This window comes from Gordonia sp. PDNC005 (assembly GCF_016919385.1).
In the GTDB taxonomy this organism is placed as follows: Bacteria; Actinomycetota; Actinomycetes; order Mycobacteriales; family Mycobacteriaceae; genus Gordonia.
This window is the reverse complement of sequence record NZ_CP070351.1, coordinates 429002-450508: the sequence shown is the minus strand read 5'-3', so window position 1 is coordinate 450508 and position 21507 is coordinate 429002. Positions and strand designations below refer to the sequence as shown.

Below are 21507 nucleotides of genomic sequence, written 5' to 3'. Positions count from 1 at the left end.
ACTACACACGTCTTAGACCACACAGTTCGGGGACGTGCACGGATGCGGGCTGTCCGGCCAGCCGAGCAACGACAGGTATCGCCCTACCTTCACCGCGGTCGAACACGATCGGACATGCGCCTGTCCCCAACCGAGCCGAATCGTATGGCGATCGAGGACGACAGCGGCGTCCAGATCGCGTTCCAAGTCGAGGTCGCGATCACGCGCGTCTTCGTGGTGAGCTCGCCCGTCCAGTTCGACGACCAGGCCCCAGTCCGGATAGTCGAGGTCTCGGAAACCGGGTCGACCAGCTCCTGTCGGCGCCTGCCTCACCGGCGACGGCAATCCGTGTGGGCGCTCCACTCGGGTGAGATAGCTGTGCTCCAGCGCCGAACACGCGCCGTCTCGCAGATCTGCGAGTAACCCTTCGATCAGCGTTCGATGCCGAAGGCGAGTTCGTCTGACGACCGCGCTCAACAACCGATCTGGCGTGGTGCGACGTGACCCCACCGCGTCGGACAACGTCGCAATGGTTTTCATCTCGTTCAGAGTCTCGCTCGCGACATCGATGAGCGCTTCTTCGAGACGGACTCGTGGAGGAGTCGTGTGATCCAGGACGTCCTGGTTGAACAGTGACCGGTGATGAACGATCACGCCGGGGCGTCGGGTGACCTTCTTCCCGGCGTCAACGGCGACATGGATCGGATCGTCCTGACGTGGCTCGCGGCCGACGCCGACGACCGCGAGCGCAGATTCGTGACTGACGGCGGCAGGGTGCGCGTCGAGGATCGCGGCCCACACGCGCTGATGCCACGAGAGCGCGCCGGTATGCGTCACATACACCCCCGGGTAGACGGCGACCCATGCTCGACATCGAAGCTGTTGCCTGACGTACGCCGACCCGAACCCGCACTCGAGAACCTGCGTCCGGGCGATGACGCCGTCTTGCAGTCCGATCAGAACCCTCAATGCACGTTCGTCCCCCATGGGGCAGAGTGTGCGCGCAAGGAGCCGAAACCGCCAACCCCGTTGTCCACAGCCCTGTAGACAAGATGCGTGTAGATCGTTACCCGATTCGGGTAACGATCTACACGCAGGATTTCAGTCAGGCGTAGAGCACGGTGAACTTCTCCAGGGACTTGGCGATGTCGCCCTTGACGGCCATCGCGGCGGCTTTGCCTGCGGGGCCGATCAGAGGGAGGCCGCCGAGGTCGATGAGGAACGTGATGGTCGATCCGTCGCCGTCGGGTGCGACGGTCAAGTTGATCTTCGCTTTGACGCCGCCCTTGCCGCTGCCCTTGAGGACCACTTCGCGGGGACGGTCGAACTTCTCGATCTCCCAGGCGAAGCGCACGCGGGCGCCCTTCACGCTGATCACCGACGACACCTTGGTGCCTTTGCCGAGCTGATCGGCAGTCGGGAGCTCGCTGCGCCAGCCGTCGTGCATCACGAGCCAGTCGTCGTAGCGGGACAGGTCGGCAGCCGCCGCGAAGGTATCCTCGGGCGAGAGGTCGACATGGATGGAGTCACTGGTCTTGGCCATGGTCCCTGAGCCTAGCGTCTGCGCCGACGCCTGTAACCTGCTGTACCGCATACTGGTCGGCCACGGCGTGTCGTTGCTGATCACCGAGGTGGAGGCGTACGACGGCCCGAACGATCCCGCATCGCACGCCTACACGCGGACACCCCGGTCGGAGATCATGTACGGCCCGCCGATGCGGTTGTACGTCTACCAGATGCACGGCCACCACTGCGCGAACATCGTCACCAGCCCCGAAGGCCAGGGCTCGGCAGTCTTGATACGCGCGGGGCGGATCGTCGACGGTCTCGACCTGGCACGACAACGGCGCGCGCACGTCTCCGACGACCTCCTGGCCCGCGGCCCCGGAAATCTCACCCGAGCGCTCGGTATCACCAAGGCCGATCTCGGCACCGACGTGACCGCGCCGTACGGCGTCCATCTCCTTCCCAGCGACGACGAACGGCCCGGCGATGTCGTCGCCGGGCCGCGTGTCGGTGTGCGTCTGGCCGCTGATCGGCCATGGCGCTTCTGGATGGACGGCGAGCCCTCGGTGTCGGCGTATCGCCGTCACCCGAAAGCTCCTCGCCTCTGAACTACTTGTCGGCGTCCTTCTCCGGAGCGCCGACCGCCTTGCGGGCTGCGTCCTGGGCCTTGTCGACCTGCGAGGCGTACTTGTTTCCGGTCGCCTTGTCGACCATGTCACCACCCTTTTCGATCAGGTCGGGGTTCGACTTGAGAGCGGCTTTGGCTTTGTTGACCAGTCCTGAGAGATCCATGCCGACATCTTAGTACCGCTCAAGCCGAAGCGCGTCGGTCGAGAGCCGCTTTCAGCGCCCTCGTGCTGACCTCCACGGCCACACAGCCCACCACGGCGCACACCCCGGCGACGGCCATCATGCCGGCGTTCGACGAGTCCAGGTGGAACATCCGCTGGCTGAACGGCACCGTGAAGATCAGCACGTAGGCGACCACGGAGACGCCGATGAGCACCGTCTTCCACCAGGTGTACGGGCGTGCGACGACGGCCAACACGTACACCGCGATAGCGATCATCGTCGCGAGCGCCGCTGTCGCCGCCTGGGTCTGCTGCGCACCGATGGTCTGCGACGCACCGGCGATCGCGGCGGCGGTGTCTGCGGGCGAGAGCAGCACGTTCCCGGTGTAGCTCGCCAACGCACCGGTGTAGTCGCGGTTGACGAGCAGGAAGCACACGAACGTCGACAGGCCGATGATGATCCCGTTCGGAACGGCCTGCGTGAGCACTCGGCGCACGAACCCGGTACGAGCGCGCTCATTGTTCGGCGCGAGCGACAGGACGAACGCCGGGATGCCGATGGTGAACCATGCGGAGATCGTCACGTGGATCGGCTGGAACGGGTAGCTGATGGGCGCCCAACCGAATCCCTTCGCGACAAGACCGCCGATGCCGATGAGCAGCGCGAGCAGAACGGCGTAGACGGTCTTGGTCAAGAACAGGTTGGAGACGCGCTCGATGTTGCCGATGACGCGTCGGCCCTCGCCGACAACGTACGGAAGCGTGGCGAACTTGTTGTCCAGCAGCACGATCTGAGCGACCGACCGAGCGGCGGACGAACCGGAGCCCATCGCGACACCGATGTCGGAGTCCTTGAGCGCCAGCACGTCGTTGACACCGTCACCCGTCATCGCGACGGTGTGCCCGTTCCCCTGCAACGACTGCACCATCGCACGCTTCTGGTCGGGGCGGACGCGGCCGAACGCATCGGCGTCGCCCACCACCTTGCCCAGCTCGACCGAATCGGTCGGCAGCTTCCGGGCATCGACGGCCTGCTCAGGCTCACCGAGACCGAGCGACGCGGCGACCGCTCCGACAGACAGCGCGTTGTCGCCGGAGATCACCTTCACCGCGACGTTCTGCGATTCGAAGTACTCGATCGTGTCCTTGGCGTCCGGGCGTACGCGCTGCTCCAACACGATGAGGCCGACGGCCGTGATCACGCCGGGCAGGTTGCTGCCCGCGGCAGGTGCTGTGTCGACGAGTGCGTCGCAGGTTGCGACGAGCAGGATGCGCAGGCCCGTCGACCCGAGGTCGGATGCGAGTTGCGCGATCTCCGACTCCGGATCGAGCAGCACGTCGGGCGCACCGATCAACCAGTTGCCTCGGTCGGTGCCGTCACCGTCGACGAAGGAGATGCCGCTGAACTTGTTGGCCGAGCTGAACGGCAGGATCGCCGACGTCGACCATCCGGGTGCGTCCGGGTACGCCTCGGCGACGGCCTGGATAGACGCGTTGGGCCGCGGATCCGCGGCCGCGAGCGCTGCCATCGCCGTCTGCACGGACTCCGGGCTCACTGAATCGTCGACGACGCGGATCTCGGAGAGACGCATGCCGTTCTCGGTGAGCGTTCCGGTCTTGTCGGTGCACACGACGTCCACGCGTGCCAGGCCCTCGATGGCCGGCAGTTCGTTGACGAGACACTGGCGGCGTCCGAGCCGGACGACACCGACGGCGAACGCGATGGAGGTCATCAACACGAGGCCTTCGGGGACCATCGGAACGAGGGCCGCGACCATGCCCAGAAGTGCGGTTCGCAGGCCGTTCTGGCTGATGAACAGCTGATTGATGATCGTCAGGATGCCTGCCGGGATCAGCAGCCAAGTGATCACCTTGAGGATCTGGTCGATTCCGGAGCGCAGTTCAGACGAGACTAGCGTGAACTTGCTGGCCTCCGCGGCGAGCTGCGCGGCGTACGCGTCGGCGCCGACCTTCGTCGCACGGTACGCACCGGACCCGGACACCACGAAGCTTCCCGACATGATCGGGTCGCCGAGCGACTTGTCGACCGCGTCCGCCTCACCGGTCAGGAGTGACTCGTCGACGTCCAACGCCTCCGATTCGACGGTCTCGCCGTCGACCACGATCTGGTCGCCGGGGCCGAGTTCGATGATGTCGCCCTGGACCACCTGATCGGGCGCCACCTCGGTGGCGACACCGTCACGCCGAACAACTGGCCTGGTCTGGCCGACGATCGCCAGACGGTCGAGCGTCTTCTTGGCGCGGATCTCCTGGATGATGCCGATGCCGCTGTTGGCGATGATCAGCAGACCGAACAGCCCGTTGATGAACGACCCGGTGAACGCGACGATAGCGAACAGCACACCGAGGATCGCGTTGATTCTCGTGAAGACGTTCGCCTTGACGATGTCGGCGACACTGCGACCCGACTTGTCGGGCATCGTGTTCGCCTGACCGGCGGCGACGCGCTCAGCGACCTCCGAGGCGGTCAGTCCGGGCAGACGGTCGGTCGTCGAAGTCATAGATAGCGCTCCCACCAGGTCGGATCGTCGAAAGCCGTGCCGACACGAGCGTCGACGTCGAGCGCGGCGCCGGGCCGGGGCACACAGACTTCGACCCCCGCCGACTCCGCTGCGGGCAGCAGTCGCTGGATCGGGTCACCCCACGAATGCCGCGCCAGGTTGAACGTACCCCAGTGGATGGGGATGAGGAGACCGCCTCGATCACCCCCGTTGACCAGACCGTGAACAGTGACGCCTTCCTCGGGGTTGAGGTGGATGTCGGGCCAGAGGACGTCGTACGCCCCGACCGCGATGAGCGTCACGTCGAACGGGTCGTATCGCTCACCCACCTCGCGGTACGCGTCGGTGAAACCGGTGTCGCCGGAGAAGAAGACCGAGTGCGACGGCCCGACGATCGCCCAACTCGCCCACAGCGTCTGGTTGCGGGTGAGACCACGCCCCGAGAAGTGTCGGGCTCGTTCGCAGCCGAAACGCACGTCGACTCCCCGAACCGAGAGCGTCACGTCGCCCTTCCAGTCAGCGGTGCTGATGCGGTCGGCGGCCACTCCCCACGACCGCAGGTGCGCGTCGACTCCGATCGGCGCGACGAATCGCGTCTGCGGCTGGGCGGCTGCGATCGTACGAATCGTCGGGTAGTCGAGATGGTCGTAGTGATCGTGGCTGAGAAGGACCACGTCGATCGCGGGCAGGTCGGCAGCCGTCACCGGGACCCGGTGCATCCGCTTGGGACCGACCAGTTGCGACGGTGAGCATCGATCGCTCAGCACCGGGTCGAGAAGCACCTGAACTCCGTCGATGTCGACAACCGCGGTCGCGTGTCCGAGCCAAGTGATGGTCAGCCCCGACGGCTTGTCCGCGAACGCCGGGCGCAGCACTGGCAGGACGCCGCTCGGCTTGCCAGGCCGACGCAGCATGTCGACGAAGGTCCCGGCACCGGGCCCCTCGGTGTCGGGAACCGGTTCGATGTTGCTGAAGACTCCGGCGACGAGGTTCGGCGAGCCGGATGTCGCTTCGGCGATCGCCTCGGCGGACGCGCCCATCGCGCGCAGGGGCGCCGGTGCAGGCAGGCGTCTGACAGTTGAAGTGAAGGTCACCCGACCAGCGTAATCGTCGAACCGGGGTGGCCTCGGACACACTTTCGTCCGACTATGCCCTATGCTGTATTCGACAACAGTTGATCGATTGATCCACTCAGGTTCACCGAAGGCGAGAACACCCGTGACTGACACCCCCGCGGTCGACACCCCGCGCCCGGACTGGGCCGCGATCGACGACGCCGTACAACGTGCCGGGCTCGACTCCCCAGTCCTGACCCTCGACCTCGATCTGCTTGAGCACAACATAGCCGACCTGCGACGACGTGCCTCCGGCGTGCCGATTCGCGTCGCATCGAAGTCACTTCGTGTCCGCTCCGTCATCGACGACGTGCTCTCGCGCGACGGGTACGCGGGAGTCCTCGCCTTCGACGTGGCCGAAGCCCACTGGCTCGCGACCGAGTCCGGCGTCTCCGATGTGCTGCTCGGGTACCCGACCGCCAAAAAGGAAGCGCTCGCAACGCTTTTCGCCGACGAACTCGCGTGTCGGCGGGTCACACTCCTCGTCGACGACGTTGCTCAGCTCGATCTGATCGACGCCGTGCTGCCGCCCGCGAAGCGGCCGGTGGTGCGCGTCGCCATCGACCTCGACGCATCCCTTCGCGCCGTCGGAGGACGCGTCCACCTCGGTGTCCGCCGATCGCCCATCCACAGCGTCGACCAGGCGACCGCACTGGCTCGTACCATCGCGGGACGCGACGGCTTCAATCTCGTGGGCGTGATGTCGTACGAAGCGCAAGTGGCCGGACTCGGCAACGACGTAGACGGCAAGTTCGCGATGAACACAGCGGTATCGGCCATCCAGGCCGTGTCGATGACAGAGATCCGCCATCGTCGCGGCAAAGTGATCAGTGCTCTCCGCGAGATCTCGGACCTCGAGTTCGTCAACGCGGGCGGCACCGGCTCCCTCGAAGAGACCGCCAAGGACAAGTCCGTCACCGACATCGCCGCGGGCTCGGGATTGTTCGGCGGGCACCTCTTCGACAATTACCGCCACTTCCGCCCGGCGCCCGCGATGGCGTTCGGACTCGACGTTCTGCGCCGCCCGGACGACGAAATCGTGACGTGTGCGGGCGGCGGATGGATCGCCTCCGGACCCCCCGCACTGGACCGCCTGCCCAAGCCCGTGTGGCCCGAAGGGCTCGAGTACATCAGCACCGAATCGGCCGGTGAAGTGCAGACTCCGCTCAGCGGAGCCGCTGCCCGCGGCCTCTCCGTGGGCGATCGTGTGTGGTTCCGCCACACCAAGTCGGGCGAGGTGGCCGAACGCGCCGCTCGCGTAGCTTTGATCAAACGTGACAGCAGTGGAGTCGCCGACGTCGTAGACGTGGTCCCGACCTACCGCGGAGAAGGGAAGTGCTTTCTGTGAGCCAGACGACAGCAGCCGCGGCGTGGACCAATTGGGGCGGCACTGCGCAGTGCACTCCTACGGAGTTGATCACGCCGCAGAGCGTGGACGAACTCGCCGACGCGGTGCGCACGGCCGCCGCGAACGGTCAGACGGTCAAGCCCGCCGGCGCAGGGCACAGTTTCTCGCAGATCGCCGTCGCGCCCGGCATCCAGGTGAAGCTGTCCGGACTCCGCGGACTCATCAGCGTCGACGCCGACCGCAAGCAGGTCACTCTCGGCGCGGGCACCCATCTTCACGAGATCCCGGCGATCCTCGAACCGCTCGGGCTCGGCATGGCCAACCTCGGCGACATCGACAAGCAGACCCTCGCGGGCGCGACGTCCACCGGCACACACGGCACCGGCGGAGCCTTCGGCGGGATCTCGACCCAGATCCGTGGCGTCACTCTCGTCGACGGCACCGGCACCGTCCGGGTGATCGGCGAAGACGATCCAGACCTGAAGGCCGCTGCTCTCGGGCTCGGTTCGCTCGGTGTCCTCACGCAGATCACCATCCAGTGCGTCGACGCGTTCTCGATCCGAGCCGAGGAGGGACCCGGCGAAGCAGACGAGACGTTCTCGACGTTCCTCGAACGAGTCGAGAACGTTGATCACTACGAGTTCTACTGGTTCCCCCACACCACGAAGACACTCGTGAAGACCAACACCCGCGTCCCACGCGACACCCCGGCCACCGGCCCCAGCGACCTCCGTCGCTACATCGACGACGAACTGCTGTCGAACAAGCTGCTCGGCGCCCTGTGCAAGGTCGGAGCCCGGTCGCCGCGCACCGTGCCGTCGATCAACCAGGTCGTCGGACGCGCGTTGTCGGCTCGCACGTACACCGACCGTTCCGACCGGATCTTCATCTCCGACCGCGACGTCCGCTTCCGCGAGATGGAGTACGCGGTTCCGCTCGAAGCCGTACCCGACGCGCTGCGGGAGATCCGCGCGATGATCGACCGCCGCGGCCATAAGGTGAGCTTCCCGATCGAGGTCCGCGCGGCCGCAGCCGACGACCTCATGCTGTCGACCGCATCCGACCGCGCTTCCGGCTACATCGCCGTCCACCGCTTCTCCGGCGACGACCTCACGGCATCGGAAGCCTACTTCCGGGACGTCGAGGACATCGTGATGTCGTACGCCGGCCGTCCGCACTGGGGCAAGATGCACACGCGCGGCGCCGAGTACCTGCGCAGCGTGTATCCGCGCTTCGACGAGTTCCTCGAAGTCCGCGACCGCTTCGACCCGCAGCGGACCTTCACGAACCCTTACCTGCAGACCACACTCGGCAGCTGACGCCCCTGCCCTTACGCGAGCCCGTCCCAGCTCCCCGAGGCGAGCAGCCGCCCCTGCTCCTTGAGCGAGCTTGCGAGTCGAAAGGCCCTGGCCTCACCGCCTTTCGACTCGCTCCGCTCGCTCAAGGATCAGTAAAGCTGCGGTCACTCAAGCAGCATCGATGCCGACTACTTTCCCTGGAAGTCGGGTGCCCGCTTCTCCTCGCGAGCGGCGCGCGCCTCTTTCACGTCTTCACTCATCCAGGCGGCGAGCATCGCTTCGTGACGGTCGGCGGGCGCCTCGTCGCGGGCGCCGTCTCCCGTGAGAACCATCTTGTAGTGGCGAAGGGTGAGCGGGGCGAAACCGGCGATCGTGCCGGCCCAGTGCTTGGCGTCCTCCAGATCGCCGATGCGGTTCGCGAATCCGAGGCTGTACGCGCGATCGGCCGTCAGCGGATCACACCCGAGCAGCATGCCGCGGGCCTGCCCTCCCCCGACGAGGGAGACGAGGCGCTTGATCGTCCACTCGTCGAGCGCAACGCCGATCTTCGCGGCGGGAATGCCCGCGATGGATCCCGGCGCCATCACACGGAGATCAGCGGCCATCGCCAGCTGCAGCCCACCACCGAGCGCAGGGCCGTTGACGGCGGCGATCACCGGGACCGGCGTCGACTCGATCTGAGCGATGACGGCCACCAGCTTCTCCGGGAACTCCGGATCGTAGACGGGCCCCGACAAGTCGGCTCCGGCGCTGAACACACTTCCGCGTCCGGTCAGGACGATGGCGCGTGCTCCCGACTCGACTGCGTCGGTGAACGCCTGCGACAAGTCGCGCAGCATGTTGTAGTCGAGCGCGTTGCGCTTGGCCTCACGGGCCAACTCGATGGTCGTCACATATCCGTCTGCGGTGCTCACGATCATGACGGCAGAGTACCGACATCCGCCGAGGGTTTTGTGCCCGGATACGAGAAAACCCCTCGACTGCGCTCGGGGAGCGGTCGAGGGGTTTCTTCTCCGCTCATCGAGCGGAGTCAAGATGTATTAAGCGCCGAGCAGATCGATCACGAAGATCAGCGTCTTGCCGGAGAGGCGGTGTCCCGCACCTTCGGGGCCGTACGCCAGCAGCGGAGGGACGACGAGGCGACGACGGCCACCGACCTTCATGCCGGGGATGCCTTCCTGCCAGCCGGGGATCAGCGCGTCGAGCGGGAAGTTCGCGGACTGGCCGCGGTCCCACGAGGAGTCGAACTCTTCGCCGGTCTCGAACTCGACACCCACGTAGTGCACGTCGACCATGCCGCCGCGCTGAGCTTCCGCGCCGTCACCGACGATGATGTCGGTGATCGCAAGCTCCGCCGGAGCGGGGCCTTCCGGGAATTCGACCTCGGGCTTGGTGTTGTCGGCCATGGTTCAGCGATCTCCCATCGACTGGTAGTCGCGCTCGGTGTAGCCGGTGTACAGCTGCCGCGGGCGACCGATCTTGGTGGTCGGGTCGTTGTGCATCTCGCGCCAGTGGGCGATCCAGCCGGGAAGGCGGCCCAGGGCGAACAGCACGGTGAACATGCGCGTCGGGAAGCCCATCGCGCGGTAGATGACGCCGGTGTAGAAGTCGACGTTCGGGTACAGGCGACGCTCGATGAAGTACTCATCGTTGAGAGCGACCTCTTCGAGGCCCTTCGCGATGTCGAGGAGGTCGTCCTGGACGCCGAGGGTCGCGAGGATCTGGTCGGCGGTCTCCTTGACGATCGCGGCGCGCGGATCGTAGTTCTTGTAGACGCGGTGACCGAAGCCCATGAGCTTCACGCCGTCTTCCTTGTTCTTGACCTTGTTCATGAAGGCCTTGGTGTCGCCACCGGAAGCGCGGATCTCGTCGAGCATCTCGAGCACGGCCTGGTTGGCGCCGCCGTGCAGCGGGCCCCAGAGTGCGTTGATGCCGCCCGAGATGGACGTGAACAGGTTCGCCTGCGACGAGCCGACCAGCCGGACGGTGGACGTCGAGCAGTTCTGCTCGTGGTCGGCGTGGAGGATGAACAGCATGTCGAGCGCCTTGGCGACGTCCGGGTTCACCTCGTAGGGCTCGGCCGGGAAGCCGAACGTCATGCGGAGGAAGTTCTCGACCAGGCTCAGCGAGTTGTCCGGGTAGAGGAACGGCTGGCCCTGCGACTTCTTGTACGCGTAGGCCGCGATGGTCGGCAGCTTCGCGAGGAGGCGGATGGTGGCCAGCTCGACCTGCTCGGGATCCTTGGGATCGAGCGAGTCCTGATAGTAGGCGCTCAGCGCATTGACCGCGCTGGACACGACGGGCATCGGGTGCGCGTTGCGCGGGAAGCCGTCGAAGAACCGCTTGAGGTCCTCGTGAAGCAGCGTGTGGCGCTGGATCTTGTTCGTGAACTCATCGAGCTGTGCCTGCGTCGGCAGCTCGCCGTAGATGAGGAGGTAGCTGACCTCGATGAACGTCGACTTTCCGGCCAACTGGTCGATCGGGTAACCGCGGTAACGCAGGATGCCCGCATCGCCGTCGATGTAGGTGATCGCCGACTTGGTCGACGCGGTGTTGACGAAGCCTCCGTCGAAGGTCGTCATACCGGTCTGCGACAGGAACGAGCCCAGTGCGACCGAGTCACTGCCTTCCGAAGCCTTCAGAATCGGCAGGTCGATCTTTCCACCGGGGTAGGTGAAAGTACCGTTCTGCTGTTCGGCGGCGCCATTCTCCACGGACACACAAACCCCTTAGCAATCGCGGGTGAGCAGTTGTTGGGTAACAACCTAGTCGTCTTTCGACTCAGCCGCCCAACGAGGGTCCTTGGGGATCTCCACAGGCTCCTCATGCGCGCGGCCGACGACTCTCTCGTCGCCCGCTCAGCTTACTCATACGGCCCGCAGCCGCTTGCGCGCCCAGTAGCGTTGAGCGCATGCGCGAGCGCCCTGCGGGAGACGACGGACTTCTCCTCGACTTCAGTTCCACGGATCGTCCCGCGTGGACTGCCGCACGGGTGGCCGACGCGTTACTGGGTGCTGCCGCAGACGGCCGAGTTGCCTTGTCCGACGTTGTGGCCTGCGCGGAAACCGTTCTCGTCGAAGCACTTCCGGGCACCGGATTGAACGAACTCGGGGTACGCCGCGTCGTCCACGATCTGCTCGCCTCAACAGTTCCGGACGATGAAAGCAACGGTTCCGTGCGGCCGGCGATCGTGATCCCGGTCCGCTACGACGGCGCAGACTTGTCGTCCGCAGCGGATGCCGCCGGGTGCTCGACGGACCGATTGGTTCTGGCGCACACACATCTCACGTGGACGGTGCAGTTCATGGGCTTCGCTCCCGGCTTCGGGTATCTGGTGCCGGAGGACGGCAGCGATCCCTCGTTGACGGCCGTCTTCGATCAGCTCCCTCGACGCGAGGAGTCACGCCCCCGCGTGCCCGCCGGTTCGGTGGCGGTCGCGGCCGGCTACAGCGCGGTGTATCCCCGCGTGAGCCCCGGGGGTTGGCACCTTCTCGGCGTGACGGACATGGTCCTGTGGGATTCGGCCGTCACTCCCCCGTCGATCTTGTCCGCGGGCGCACGAGTCCGCTTCGTGCGAGCCGAGGAGGTGGTCGAGTGACACCCGCCGAGTTCACGGTGTGCTCCACCGGACCACTCGCGACGATCCAGGATCTCGGGCGGCCAGGCAATGCGCACCTCGGCGTGCCGCGGTCGGGTGCCGCCGATTCCGAGTCGTTCGGGCTGGCGAACCGTCTGGTGGGAAACCTCCCGGACGCCGCCTGCGTGGAGGTGACGCTCGGCGGATTCTCCGCTCGAGTCCACGGAACCGCGTTGATCGCCGTGACCGGCCCGGCCACCCGGGTCCGGGTCGACGGGCACGACGTCGGCAGCCACTCCGCGATTCCACTGCGTAACGGGCAGTCGGTGTCGGTGACCGCGCCGCGCCACGGCTGCCGGAACTACATCGCAGTTCGGGGCGGGTTCGACGCCGCACCCGAACTCGGATCACGGTCGACGGACACCCTGTCCGGTCTCGGCCCCCCACCGCTGAGCGTGAAGGACCGCCTCGCAGTCGGCGACCTGTCGGGCGACTGGCCCGCGGTGATGCTCGCGCCGCCGCCCGCAGCGGGGACCGAGCCCGCCGTGATCCTGCCGGTCCGGCCGGGCCCCCGCGCAGACCGGCTCGTCGACCCAGGTCAACTCGTGATCGGTCGATGGCAGGTGAACCCCGCGTCCAACCGGATCGGAGTCCGCCTCGACCGGCCGTCCAAGTCGACCGAACCGCCGCTTGTGCACCGCGATCTGCCCGAACTGCGGTCCGAGGGTGTTCCGCTCGGCGGCGTCCAGGTTCCGCCGAGCGGCCAGCCCGTCATCTTCCTCGCCGACCACCCGGTGACCGGCGGATACCCGACCGTCGCCGTCCTCACTCCCGCATCACTGATCCGTGCGGCTCAGCTGGTGTCGGGCGATTCGGTCAGATTTGTGGTCGGCTGACACCCTTGCCACCAGTTTGAGACGAAGATAGAGTTCCGTCTCATGACTGAGGTGCTGCCCCCGCTGGGGCCCGATTCCGTGACGTGGCGCTATTTCGGCGACTGGCGCGGGATGCTCATGGGCCTGTGGTCCGGCTCGATGCAGAACATGCACCCGAAGCTCGCGGCCGGCGTCTGGGATCACTCCGACTTCTTCGGCGAACGTTGGGAGCGTCTGATGCGGTCGCTGTACCCCATCAGCGGCGTCGTCTTCGACCAGACGCCGGAGACCGGCGCGCAGGTCCGCGACTACCACCGGACCATCAAGGGCACCATGAACGACGGCGAGCGCTATCACGCGCTCGACCCGGACGTCTTCTACTGGGCGCACGCCACGTTCTGGTATGGCAACATCCGCTGCGCCGAGGCGTTCGGCCCACCGATCTCCGAGGCGGACAAGCGACGCCTCTTCGAGGAGTCACGCGCGTGGTACTCGATGTACGGCGTCAGCATGCGGCCGTGCCCCGACACCTACGAGGAGTTCCTCGAGTACTGGGACCACATGTGCCGCCGAGTGCTCCGCGACCACGAGGCTGTGCGGACCGTCCTGGACATCACCGTTCTGCCGCCGCCACCGTGGGCCGCGGCCTGGATGCCCGCGTGGCTGTGGACGCGGCAGGTCGCCGTCGTCCAACGGATGTTCCTGTGGATCACGACCGGCCTGTACGACGAACCGGTCCGCGAGATGATGGGCCTGACCTGGACCGACGCCGACCAGCGACGGTTCCGCATGTTCGGCAAGGCCGTCAACGCGGGGATGAAGCTGCTTCCGGCTCGGTACCGCCGCCACCCGAGAGCTCGTGACGCCGACGACCGTCTGACCGGTCGTGTCGCCGCAGACGCTCCGCTCCTGGAGACTCCCGTCCGCAATCTCCCCACCGGCGCCGAGCGCGACAGCCCGATCCACTACTGCCCCGTCACCGCCGCCCGCCGCGCCAACCTCCCCTGGCAGAGCAACGACACCGCCGCCCCGACTCCCGCTACAGAAATCGGTTCCCGCTGATTGTCAGACCATTAGCGGGAACAGACGCCTAATGTGTAAGCCGTCCCCGGGCACATCTGCGGCGTTCGGTGCCACCATCGGGACCGACGAGTCAGACTGCACAGATGACAGGCGACTCTTTCATCGTCCGAGCAGTCCGTTTCGCTGCCGCAGCTGTGGGCTGCACGGCGCTCGGGTTGTTCTCGCTCATGATGCTGATCGTTTCGGGATTCGAGTTCCGAAGCTTCGCCGACTTCTTCACCGCGTTGAGCAGCGTCCTGGCAGTAGTGACTTTGATGGCGTGCGCAGTCTCGGCAGAACCGGATTCGCAGGGGTTCACGTGGATGAGAGGCGTGCCGACCGCGTGCATGGTGGTCACCGGCCTGGTCCAGACGGGATTGCTGTCGCAACTCGACGGACAGGTGCGCGTCTTCTTGATGATCAAAGTGGTGTACGTCATGCTTCCGATCCTGATGGTGCTCGACTGGCTGCTCGTGCCGGGCATCCGGACTCGCTGGACGAGGTAACTACAGCAACACCTTCAGGCTTCCCGCTGCAGAAATCGACTCCCGCTAATAGTCAGACCATTAGCGGGAACAGACGCCTGATGCGTGAACGCTCGCAGTGCCACGCCTGCGGCATTCGCCGCCATTACAAGGACCGACCAGTCAGACTGCACTGATGACAGGTGACTCGCTCGTCGTCCGAGCGCTCCGACTCGCCGCCGCGATCCTTGGCGGCGTTGCACTCGTCGTTCTTCCGATCCTGAGCTGGGACAACCCCGGATTCGGGCTGGGGAACTACTTCAGTTACTTCACCGTGCTCAGCAATGTGCTGGCGGTCGGGACGTTGCTGACGTGCGCTGTCGCTCCAGTTCCGGAATCGCGAAGTTTCACGTGGATCAGAGGTCTCGCGACCACGTGCATGGTCATCACCGGCGTCGTCTACGCGGCGCTGTTGTCCGGGATCGACGTGCAGCTGAACGTCATGTGGATCAATCGGGTGATGCACCTGGTGCTCCCGATCGTGCTCGCCCTCGATTGGCTGCTGGTCCCCGGCGCACCCGGCGGCAGGTCGAGGTGGGCGCAGTGGCTGATCGCGCCACTCGCCTACGGCGTGTACACACTGGTCCGAGGACCGATCGTCGACTGGTACCCGTACCCGTTCATCGACCCGCGCGAGCACGGGTACACGGTGATGTCGGCGATCCTTGTCGGAGTGTTCGCTGCGATGGCACTGTTCGCCTTCCTCGTCGACCGCGCCGGAGACCGGGTCGCGAGACGGACCGCAGCACCGGCTCCCTGAGATCGATCGATGGATCAGCCGATCTTCGGCCCCTCCTCGCGGACGGACGCCCGGTAGCGCCAGAAGGCGGGGACGGCGAGCGCGGCGAGAACGGTTCCGATGACGACTGCGATGCCGCCGCCTGCGACCGTCACCGCGGTGCCGGCCACCGCGGCCGTCGCACCGTGTGCGACATCGGCGATGCGCGGTCCGCCCGCGACGATCACGATGAACACACCTTGCAGTCGTCCGCGGACGTCGTCGGTGGCAGCGGACTGCAGCATCGTCTGACGGAAGGCCGCCGACGCCATGTCGGCGGCGCCGCCGACCATCAGCGCGACGACGACGAGCGGCAGGATCGGCAGTGCCGAGCCGTGCGCGAAGAACAGGAGACCGCCGGAGACAGTCACCGACAGACCCCACACGATGATGCAGATGACGACGGCCCGACCCTGTCGCTGCACCCGGGAGACCCATCCGGACAGGACGCCTCCGACAACGGCGCCCAGCGGGATCGCGATGAACAACAAGGCGAAGGCGATGCCGCCATCCGACGGGCCGCCGAAGCTCTCGTGCGCCATCTGCGGGAACAGCGCGCGCGGCATCCCGAAGATCATCGCGATCAGGTCGACGACGAACGACATCAGCAGCACGGGATGTCCGCGCAGGTAACCGAGCCCGTCGATCACCGATTTGAGACCGGGTGTCTTGGGCCGTTCGTCGCCGGAGAGTTCCGGGACCAACGACGGCAGCCCGATCACGGCCCAGAGTGTGGCGAGCAGACAGATCGCGTCGACCAGATACAGCAGCGAGAAGCCCAAGACGGGGATCAGCGCGCCGCCGACGAGCGGACCGGCGATCGCGCCGGCCTGCATCACCGTCATGTTGAGGGAGTTCGCGGCAGGAAGTTCGTCGGCGGGCAGGATCCGCGGCAGAACCGCCGATCGCGTCGGCTGGTTGACGGCGAAGAACGCCTGCTGAAGTGCGAACACCCCGAGCAGGATCCAGACGTTGCCCCAACCCGCCGCCGACTGCACCCAGAACAGGACGCTCGTCGCGATGAGGCCGACCGTGGTGACCAGGAGGATCCGCCGACGGTCGAACACGTCGGCGAGCGCACCGCCCCACAAGCCGAACACCACGAGCGGCACGAGCCCGAACACTCCGGTCAGCCCGACGTACGCAGAACTGCCGGTCATCGCGTAGATCTGCGCGGGAACCGCGACGACGGTCAGCTGTGCTCCGATGACCGTGATGATGTTGGCCCACCACAGTCGGCGGAAATGCGTGTTCGCCAGTGGCGTCGTGTCGGCGAGAAGTCTTCCCATCAGGGCTGCAGGCGTTCCACGCGCCAACCGTCACCGTCGCGGACGGCGCGAGCCCGGTTGTGCAGACGGTCGGCTCGGCCCTGCCAGAATTCGACGACGTCGGGCTCGATCCGGTAGCCGCCCCAATTCTCGGGCACGGGGACGGGTGTCGACGACGACAACCCGCCGAGTTCCTCGGACACCGCCGCCGCAGCCGCTTCGAGCGCGCCGCGGGAGGCGATCGGGCGAGACTGGTCAGACGTCGTCGCCGACAGCTGGGAGCCGCGGGGGCGGGAGTTCCAGTAGGCCTCGGTCTCGGCCCGGTCCACTTTCGCGACGCGACCGCGGACGTGGATCTGCCGTTCCATCGCGATCCACGGGAATGTCGCCGACGCGTACGGATGAGCGGCGATCGCACGCCCCTTGTCGGAGTCGTAGCCGGTGAAGAACACGATCCCAGCGTCGGACACACCCTTGCACAGAACCGTGCGGGTAGCCGGACGGCCGTCAGCGTCAACGGTCCCGACGATCATCGCGTTCGGTTCAACGACACCCGCGGCGATCGCGTCGGCCAACCACGTGTCGAACAGGGAGCGCCACGGCGGATCGCCTACCAGCCACGACGGGTCGAGATTCGCTGCGACACCGTCCTTCCCCGTCGGGTCCGCAGCGCCATATCCGACGCGCATGCTCGGCAGATCCACTTCGTCGTTCACCCCTGCGATGCTATTCGCCTCACCGTCGGGCCCTCTTGCCGACGCCTTCTGGGAAGGGCCACGGCATGGTCACCGATCTCCCGATCGGCAGTGACGACCAGGTACGTGCGAAGTCGTCATACCTGTCGTAGACCTGCTGCAGGAGCTCGGGGCTCTCACCGGATGCGGCCTCCGTACCCGGCCACGCGGGATCAGGGCGCCGACGCCCGCGCGCGACTTCCCACAGGGCGACGGTCAGCGACGCCAACCGCTCCGACTTCGCCATGTCGACCGACTCCGACTCCGTCGGAGTACGACGATTCTTCGTGGCCTTCCGCTTCACCGCGGGATCAGCTGCCCAGAACATCCCGTCATCGCCGTCGGCGGCGGCCAGCCGACCGTACACACCGCCGCGGATGCCCCATTCAGACTCGACGATCAGATGTGCGACGTCGTGCGGCACCGCGTCGTGGAATCCCGGCCCGTTGCGTGGAGCGAGCGCGTGCCCGACATCGCGGTGCACCGCGATGTCGTACCGGCCGGCGAGTTTGGTGAACGTGATCTCCATGAGACGTTCATCGTCGCCCGTCGAACTCGGTGGAGCAACCGACTTACACGACCAGCCGACCCGCCAAGTCAACGTCCGCCGAAGCCGCAACTGTGTCGACGCCGACCGACCGACGGTACGCCAGCCCGACTGCCCGGATTCCGGAGACGAGGTGGTCGATCGGCAGTGTGTACGGAATGCGTATGTGGCTCTCGAGACCGCCGTCGGGCCCGAACGAACTACCCGGTGTCAGCCGGACTCCGAGTCCGGCGGCCGCCGCCGCTGTGACGGTCGCTACGGGCCTTGGCAGGTGGACCCACAGCGTGAGGCCTCCGACGCCGCGGACCGCCGTCGCGCCCGGAAGGTATTCGTCGATCGACGCGAGTGCCGCGGCACGTGCGAGGCGCAGTCCGTCGAGGCGGGCGGGAAGGAAGTCGTCGAGGTGATCGAGTGCATACTGCGCCGCGAACTGTTCCATCACCGCCCCACCGAGATCGAGCTCGTAGCGGGCGAGGACGTATGGGTCCGGCGGCGTCTCGGTGCGAATCCAGCCGACACGCAGACCCGCCCACACGGTCTTGCTGGCCGACCCCAGGGTGATGACCTGCGCGCCGCGCGGCGCGAACGCGGCGACCGGCGGAGGCGCGTCCTCATCGAGTCCGATCTCCACCATCGTCTCGTCGATCACCAGCGGGACGCGGTGCCGCGCCGCGATCTCGGCGAGCCGACGTCGTCCCTCGACGTCGAGCAGGAGACCCGTCGGATTGTGGAAGTCGGGGATCATGAAGATCAGGCTCGGCCGCTGCAATCGGACGATCGATTCCAGAAGGTCGAGGTCCCACCCCGACTCCGAGTCCAATGGAAGCGCGACCGGTCGTGCTCGGTGTCGGGCCAGCGCCAGGATCGTCCCGTGATGGGTCGGCTGCTCCACCACCACCCGATCCCCCGGCGACACGTGGATGTCGAGGACCAACCGCAACGCGTGCTGGGCGCCTGAGGTCACGAGGATCTGTTCCGGAGTCGTCGGCAGTCCACGCTCGCAGTAGCGACGGGCGATGGTCTCGGTCAGCGCACGAAGCCCGTTGGGGTATAAACCGGTGCCGGTCAGGTAGGTGGGCGCGCATTCGAGCGCGTGCCGATAGCCGTCGTGGACCACTTGGTCGGGAGCCGCAGGCGCTGCGATGTTGAGTTTGCACATGTCGGCCTCGGCGCCGATCTCGAACGGCTCCGCAGGCACAGCTACCGGCAGGCTCAGAACGCTCCTCGCTCCCTGTCGCGAGTTGAGATGGCCGGACTCGCGCAACGTCGAGTACGCGCCGGCGACTGTCGTCCGGGAGACGTCGAGCGCTTGCGCCAACGCCCTCTCACTCGGCACGGCCGTGCCCACGGCCACCCGCCCGTCGAGCAGGAGCACGCGCATTGCATCGGCCAATGCGAGGTACGCCGGTCGCGGACCGTCCGGCCGCCACATTCCGAGTCGCTTGGCGAGAGTCTGCGCGCTGATGGAGCCAGTGGCCGTGATCATAGGTCCAGTGTTACCCAACTGGCTATGGATTACCAGTCCAGTACGCCGGAGGATGGTGGGCATGACCAACACACTCTCGTGGACCCGCCGCATCGTCCTCCTCTACTCAGGACTCGCCCTGTACGGCGCATCAATGGCGATGATCTTGCGCGCAGGCTTGGGCAACATGCCGTGGGACGTTCTGCATCAGGGCATCGCCGAACACACGCACCTCTCGATCGGCACGGTGTCGATCATCGTGGGCGCCGCGGTCCTGCTTGCCTGGATTCCACTGCGCCAACGCCCCGGGCTCGGCACCGTGTCGAACGTCCTGGTGCTCGGCATCGTCTTCGACCTCGTCGCACCCCACCTTCCGGACAGTCCGGCCCTCGTCGTCGCGATCCCGATGATGCTCGGAGGCATCGTGCTCAACGCCTTCGCGACGGTGATGTACATCGGAGCACGGCTCGGTCCCGGCCCGAGGGACGGCATGATGACCGGCCTCGTGAACCGCACCGGCTGGTCGGTCCGCCTCGTCCGCACCGGATTGGAAGTGGCCGTGGTGGTCGTCGGCTTCGCGCTCGGCGGCACCCTTGGCGTGGGCACTGTCCTGTACGCACTCGGCGTCGGACCGCTGATCCAGGTGTTCGCCCGACTCCTGAAGGTCGGCGACGCGGTGTCTGGGCACTCGTCGCCGCGGACGGAGGGCTCGGCCGCGACGCCGTCGGCCGAGCGCGTTCGGCAGGGATAGCCCTGCGGGTGGGCCGCCGGCGGGAACCTATCTGTTCTCTTCATACTGCGAGCGTGAGATGCGAATCGTTCCGAATCGGCCGACGGCTTGCACACGCTTTACACTCCTCGGTATGACCGAGAACGCTGCGATCACCATCCCCGCCGACCTCCTGCCCGCCGACGGCCGCTTCGGCTGCGGTCCGTCGAAGGTCCGTCCCGAGCAGTTGCAGTCGCTGGTCGACACCGGCGCGTCCGTGTTCGGCACCAGCCACCGCCAGGCGCCTGTCAAGAACGTCGTCGGCGCGATCCGCGAAGGTCTCTCCGACCTCTTCTCTCTTCCCGAGGGCTACGAGGTGGTCCTCTCCAACGGCGGCACCACCGCGTTCTGGGACGCCGCCGCCTTCGGCCTCGTCCGCGAGCGCGCACTGAACCTCACCTACGGCGAGTTCTCGTCGAAGTTCGCCACCGTCACCAAGAAGGCCCCGTTCCTGGCCGACCCGAAGGTGATCTCGACTGATCCAGGCACCGCTCCCGACCCCGCGGCGATCACCGCGGCCGACGTCGAAGGCGTCGACATCATCGGTTGGGCACAGAACGAGACATCGACCGGCGTCGCCGTTCCCGTCCTGCGTCCCGAAGCCGCGGGCGACGCTCTCATCGCGATCGACGCCACATCGGGTGCGGGCGGCCTGCCCGTGGACATCAGCGCGACCGACGTCTACTACTTCGCTCCCCAGAAATCCTTCGCCTCGGACGGCGGCCTCTGGGTCGCGATCATGAGCCCGGCAGCGCTCGCCCGAGTCGAGGAGATCAACGCGTCGGGCCGCTGGTGCCCCGAATTCCTGTCGCTGCCGACTGCGGTCGACAACAGCTCGAAGAACCAGACCTATAACACCCCGGCACTCGGTTCGCTGCTGCTGTTCAAGAACCAGATCGAGTGGATGAACGCGGGCGGCGGCCTCGACTTCTGCACGGGCCGCACCGCGGAGTCGAGCAACATCCTCTACTCGTGGGCAGACGCCAGTGAGTACGCGTCGCCGTTCGCCGATGCAGCGCACCGCAGCCAGGTGGTCGGCACCATCGACTTCGCCGACTCCGTCGACGCCGCAGCCGTCGCGAAGACCCTCCGCGCAAACGGCGTCGTCGACACCGAGCCGTACCGCAAGCTGGGCCGCAACCAGCTTCGCATCGGCATGTTCCCGGCCATCGACCCGTCGGACGTCCAGAAGCTGACGCAGGCCATCGACTACATCGTCGAGCGCCTCTGACCCAGGGGCCACCCGTAGTCCGACTGATGGACACGCCGCAGATCCGACGTTTGCCCTCGTTCATCGAGCGCAGTCGAGATGTTCGCCGCGTGTCCATCAGTCTTCTATCAGCACGGTG

General features: G+C 66.6%; 22 protein-coding genes. 10 read left to right on the top strand and 12 right to left on the bottom strand.

Features of this window, described 5'->3' with window-relative positions; translation table 11 throughout:
- Window positions 1-12 precede the first annotated feature (12 nt).
- Both JVX90_RS02230 and JVX90_RS02225 read right to left on the bottom strand, forming a co-directional pair.
- On the bottom strand, window positions 13-966 hold the full coding sequence (locus JVX90_RS02230; RefSeq protein ID WP_205330842.1) for a hypothetical protein: 954 nt from the start codon (window positions 964-966) through the stop codon (window positions 13-15).
- Between the two features lie 118 nt (window positions 967-1084).
- Complete coding sequence (locus JVX90_RS02225; RefSeq protein WP_205330841.1) at window positions 1085-1522, bottom strand: SRPBCC family protein; 438 nt, start codon at window positions 1520-1522, stop codon at window positions 1085-1087.
- On the opposite strand from JVX90_RS02225, the gene JVX90_RS02220 reads away from it, so the two are divergent.
- Entirely contained in the window at window positions 1500-2093 is a 594-nt protein-coding gene (locus JVX90_RS02220) for a DNA-3-methyladenine glycosylase (RefSeq protein WP_205330840.1), read from the top strand. The two genes, JVX90_RS02225 and JVX90_RS02220, sit on opposite strands and share 23 nt — an antisense overlap.
- Before the next feature lies 1 nt (window position 2094).
- Here the strand turns inward: JVX90_RS02220 and JVX90_RS02215 are convergent, their stop codons facing one another.
- Genes JVX90_RS02215 through JVX90_RS02205 form a run of 3 tightly spaced genes read right to left on the bottom strand, consistent with a single transcriptional unit; the run spans window position 2095 to window position 5892 of the window.
- Complete coding sequence (locus JVX90_RS02215) at window positions 2095-2277, bottom strand: antitoxin (RefSeq protein ID WP_205330839.1); 183 nt, start codon at window positions 2275-2277, stop codon at window positions 2095-2097.
- Window positions 2278-2296: 19 nt separating this feature from the next.
- A complete protein-coding gene (locus tag JVX90_RS02210) occupies window positions 2297-4798 on the bottom strand; it encodes an HAD-IC family P-type ATPase (protein WP_205330838.1) in 2502 nt (833 codons plus the stop codon).
- Window positions 4795-5892 carry an MBL fold metallo-hydrolase gene (locus tag JVX90_RS02205; RefSeq protein WP_240194026.1) on the bottom strand — a complete coding sequence of 366 codons (1098 nt, stop codon included), beginning with the start codon at window positions 5890-5892 and terminating at the stop codon, window positions 4795-4797. Before JVX90_RS02205 ends, JVX90_RS02210 begins: the two co-directional genes overlap by 4 nt.
- A 124-nt stretch (window positions 5893-6016) precedes the next feature.
- On the opposite strand from JVX90_RS02205, the gene JVX90_RS02200 reads away from it, so the two are divergent.
- On the top strand, window positions 6017-7261 hold the full coding sequence (locus tag JVX90_RS02200) for an alanine racemase (protein WP_205330837.1): 1245 nt from the start codon (window positions 6017-6019) through the stop codon (window positions 7259-7261).
- Window positions 7258-8580 (top strand): D-arabinono-1,4-lactone oxidase, encoded by a 1323-nt coding sequence (locus tag JVX90_RS02195; RefSeq protein WP_205330836.1) that lies wholly within the window; start codon window positions 7258-7260, stop codon window positions 8578-8580. The genes JVX90_RS02200 and JVX90_RS02195 overlap by 4 nt, the downstream gene beginning before the upstream one ends.
- A 167-nt stretch (window positions 8581-8747) precedes the next feature.
- Here JVX90_RS02195 and JVX90_RS02190 read toward each other — a convergent pair whose 3' ends face one another.
- The 3 genes from JVX90_RS02190 to JVX90_RS02180 all read right to left on the bottom strand — a co-directional run bounded on the left by JVX90_RS02190 (window position 8748) and on the right by JVX90_RS02180 (window position 11279).
- Window positions 8748-9479 (bottom strand): enoyl-CoA hydratase, encoded by a 732-nt coding sequence (locus JVX90_RS02190; protein ID WP_205330835.1) that lies wholly within the window; start codon window positions 9477-9479, stop codon window positions 8748-8750.
- A 120-nt stretch (window positions 9480-9599) separates the two neighbouring features.
- Window positions 9600-9965 (bottom strand): FKBP-type peptidyl-prolyl cis-trans isomerase, encoded by a 366-nt coding sequence (locus JVX90_RS02185; protein WP_205330834.1) that lies wholly within the window; start codon window positions 9963-9965, stop codon window positions 9600-9602.
- 3 nt (window positions 9966-9968) lie between these two features.
- Window positions 9969-11279: a citrate synthase gene (locus JVX90_RS02180; RefSeq protein ID WP_205330833.1), complete on the bottom strand. Its 1311-nt coding sequence runs from the start codon at window positions 11277-11279 to the stop codon at window positions 9969-9971.
- Between the two features lie 191 nt (window positions 11280-11470).
- On the opposite strand from JVX90_RS02180, the gene JVX90_RS02175 reads away from it, so the two are divergent.
- From JVX90_RS02175 to JVX90_RS02155, 5 genes are all read left to right on the top strand, one after another.
- A complete protein-coding gene (locus tag JVX90_RS02175; RefSeq protein ID WP_205330832.1) occupies window positions 11471-12157 on the top strand; it encodes a carboxyltransferase domain-containing protein in 687 nt (228 codons plus the stop codon).
- Window positions 12154-13032, top strand: a complete 879-nt coding sequence (locus tag JVX90_RS02170; RefSeq protein WP_240194025.1) for a biotin-dependent carboxyltransferase family protein — start codon at window positions 12154-12156, stop codon at window positions 13030-13032. Before JVX90_RS02175 ends, JVX90_RS02170 begins: the two co-directional genes overlap by 4 nt.
- Window positions 13033-13074: 42 nt before the next feature.
- The gene (locus JVX90_RS02165) at window positions 13075-14073 is read left to right on the top strand and encodes an oxygenase MpaB family protein (RefSeq protein ID WP_205330831.1); all 999 of its coding nucleotides are present in this window, start codon (window positions 13075-13077) and stop codon (window positions 14071-14073) included.
- Window positions 14074-14177: 104 nt separating this feature from the next.
- Window positions 14178-14579, top strand: a complete 402-nt coding sequence (locus JVX90_RS02160; RefSeq protein ID WP_205330830.1) for a hypothetical protein — start codon at window positions 14178-14180, stop codon at window positions 14577-14579.
- Window positions 14580-14733: 154 nt separating this feature from the next.
- Window positions 14734-15357 (top strand): Pr6Pr family membrane protein, encoded by a 624-nt coding sequence (locus tag JVX90_RS02155; RefSeq protein ID WP_205330829.1) that lies wholly within the window; start codon window positions 14734-14736, stop codon window positions 15355-15357.
- Window positions 15358-15371: 14 nt separating this feature from the next.
- On the opposite strand, the gene JVX90_RS02150 is transcribed toward JVX90_RS02155, so the two are convergent.
- Genes JVX90_RS02150 through JVX90_RS02135 form a run of 4 tightly spaced genes read right to left on the bottom strand, consistent with a single transcriptional unit; the run spans window position 15372 to window position 19410 of the window.
- Entirely contained in the window at window positions 15372-16664 is a 1293-nt protein-coding gene (locus tag JVX90_RS02150) for an MFS transporter (protein ID WP_205330828.1), read from the bottom strand.
- Window positions 16664-17332, bottom strand: coding sequence for a pyridoxamine 5'-phosphate oxidase (gene pdxH, locus JVX90_RS02145; protein ID WP_205332240.1), 669 nt, complete (start codon window positions 17330-17332; stop codon window positions 16664-16666). Before pdxH ends, JVX90_RS02150 begins: the two co-directional genes overlap by 1 nt.
- A gap of 46 nt (window positions 17333-17378) precedes the next feature.
- Window positions 17379-17906 carry a hypothetical protein gene (locus JVX90_RS02140; RefSeq protein WP_240194024.1) on the bottom strand — a complete coding sequence of 176 codons (528 nt, stop codon included), beginning with the start codon at window positions 17904-17906 and terminating at the stop codon, window positions 17379-17381.
- Between the two features lie 43 nt (window positions 17907-17949).
- Window positions 17950-19410 carry a PLP-dependent aminotransferase family protein gene (locus tag JVX90_RS02135; RefSeq protein WP_205330827.1) on the bottom strand — a complete coding sequence of 487 codons (1461 nt, stop codon included), beginning with the start codon at window positions 19408-19410 and terminating at the stop codon, window positions 17950-17952.
- A gap of 61 nt (window positions 19411-19471) precedes the next feature.
- Here JVX90_RS02135 and JVX90_RS02130 point away from each other — a divergent pair, with 61 nt between their 5' ends.
- Window positions 19472-20140: a hypothetical protein gene (locus JVX90_RS02130; protein ID WP_205330826.1), complete on the top strand. Its 669-nt coding sequence runs from the start codon at window positions 19472-19474 to the stop codon at window positions 20138-20140.
- A 112-nt stretch (window positions 20141-20252) separates the two neighbouring features.
- On the top strand, window positions 20253-21389 hold the full coding sequence (gene serC / locus JVX90_RS02125) for a phosphoserine transaminase (RefSeq protein ID WP_205330825.1): 1137 nt from the start codon (window positions 20253-20255) through the stop codon (window positions 21387-21389).
- The last annotated feature ends 118 nt before the right edge of the window (window positions 21390-21507 follow it).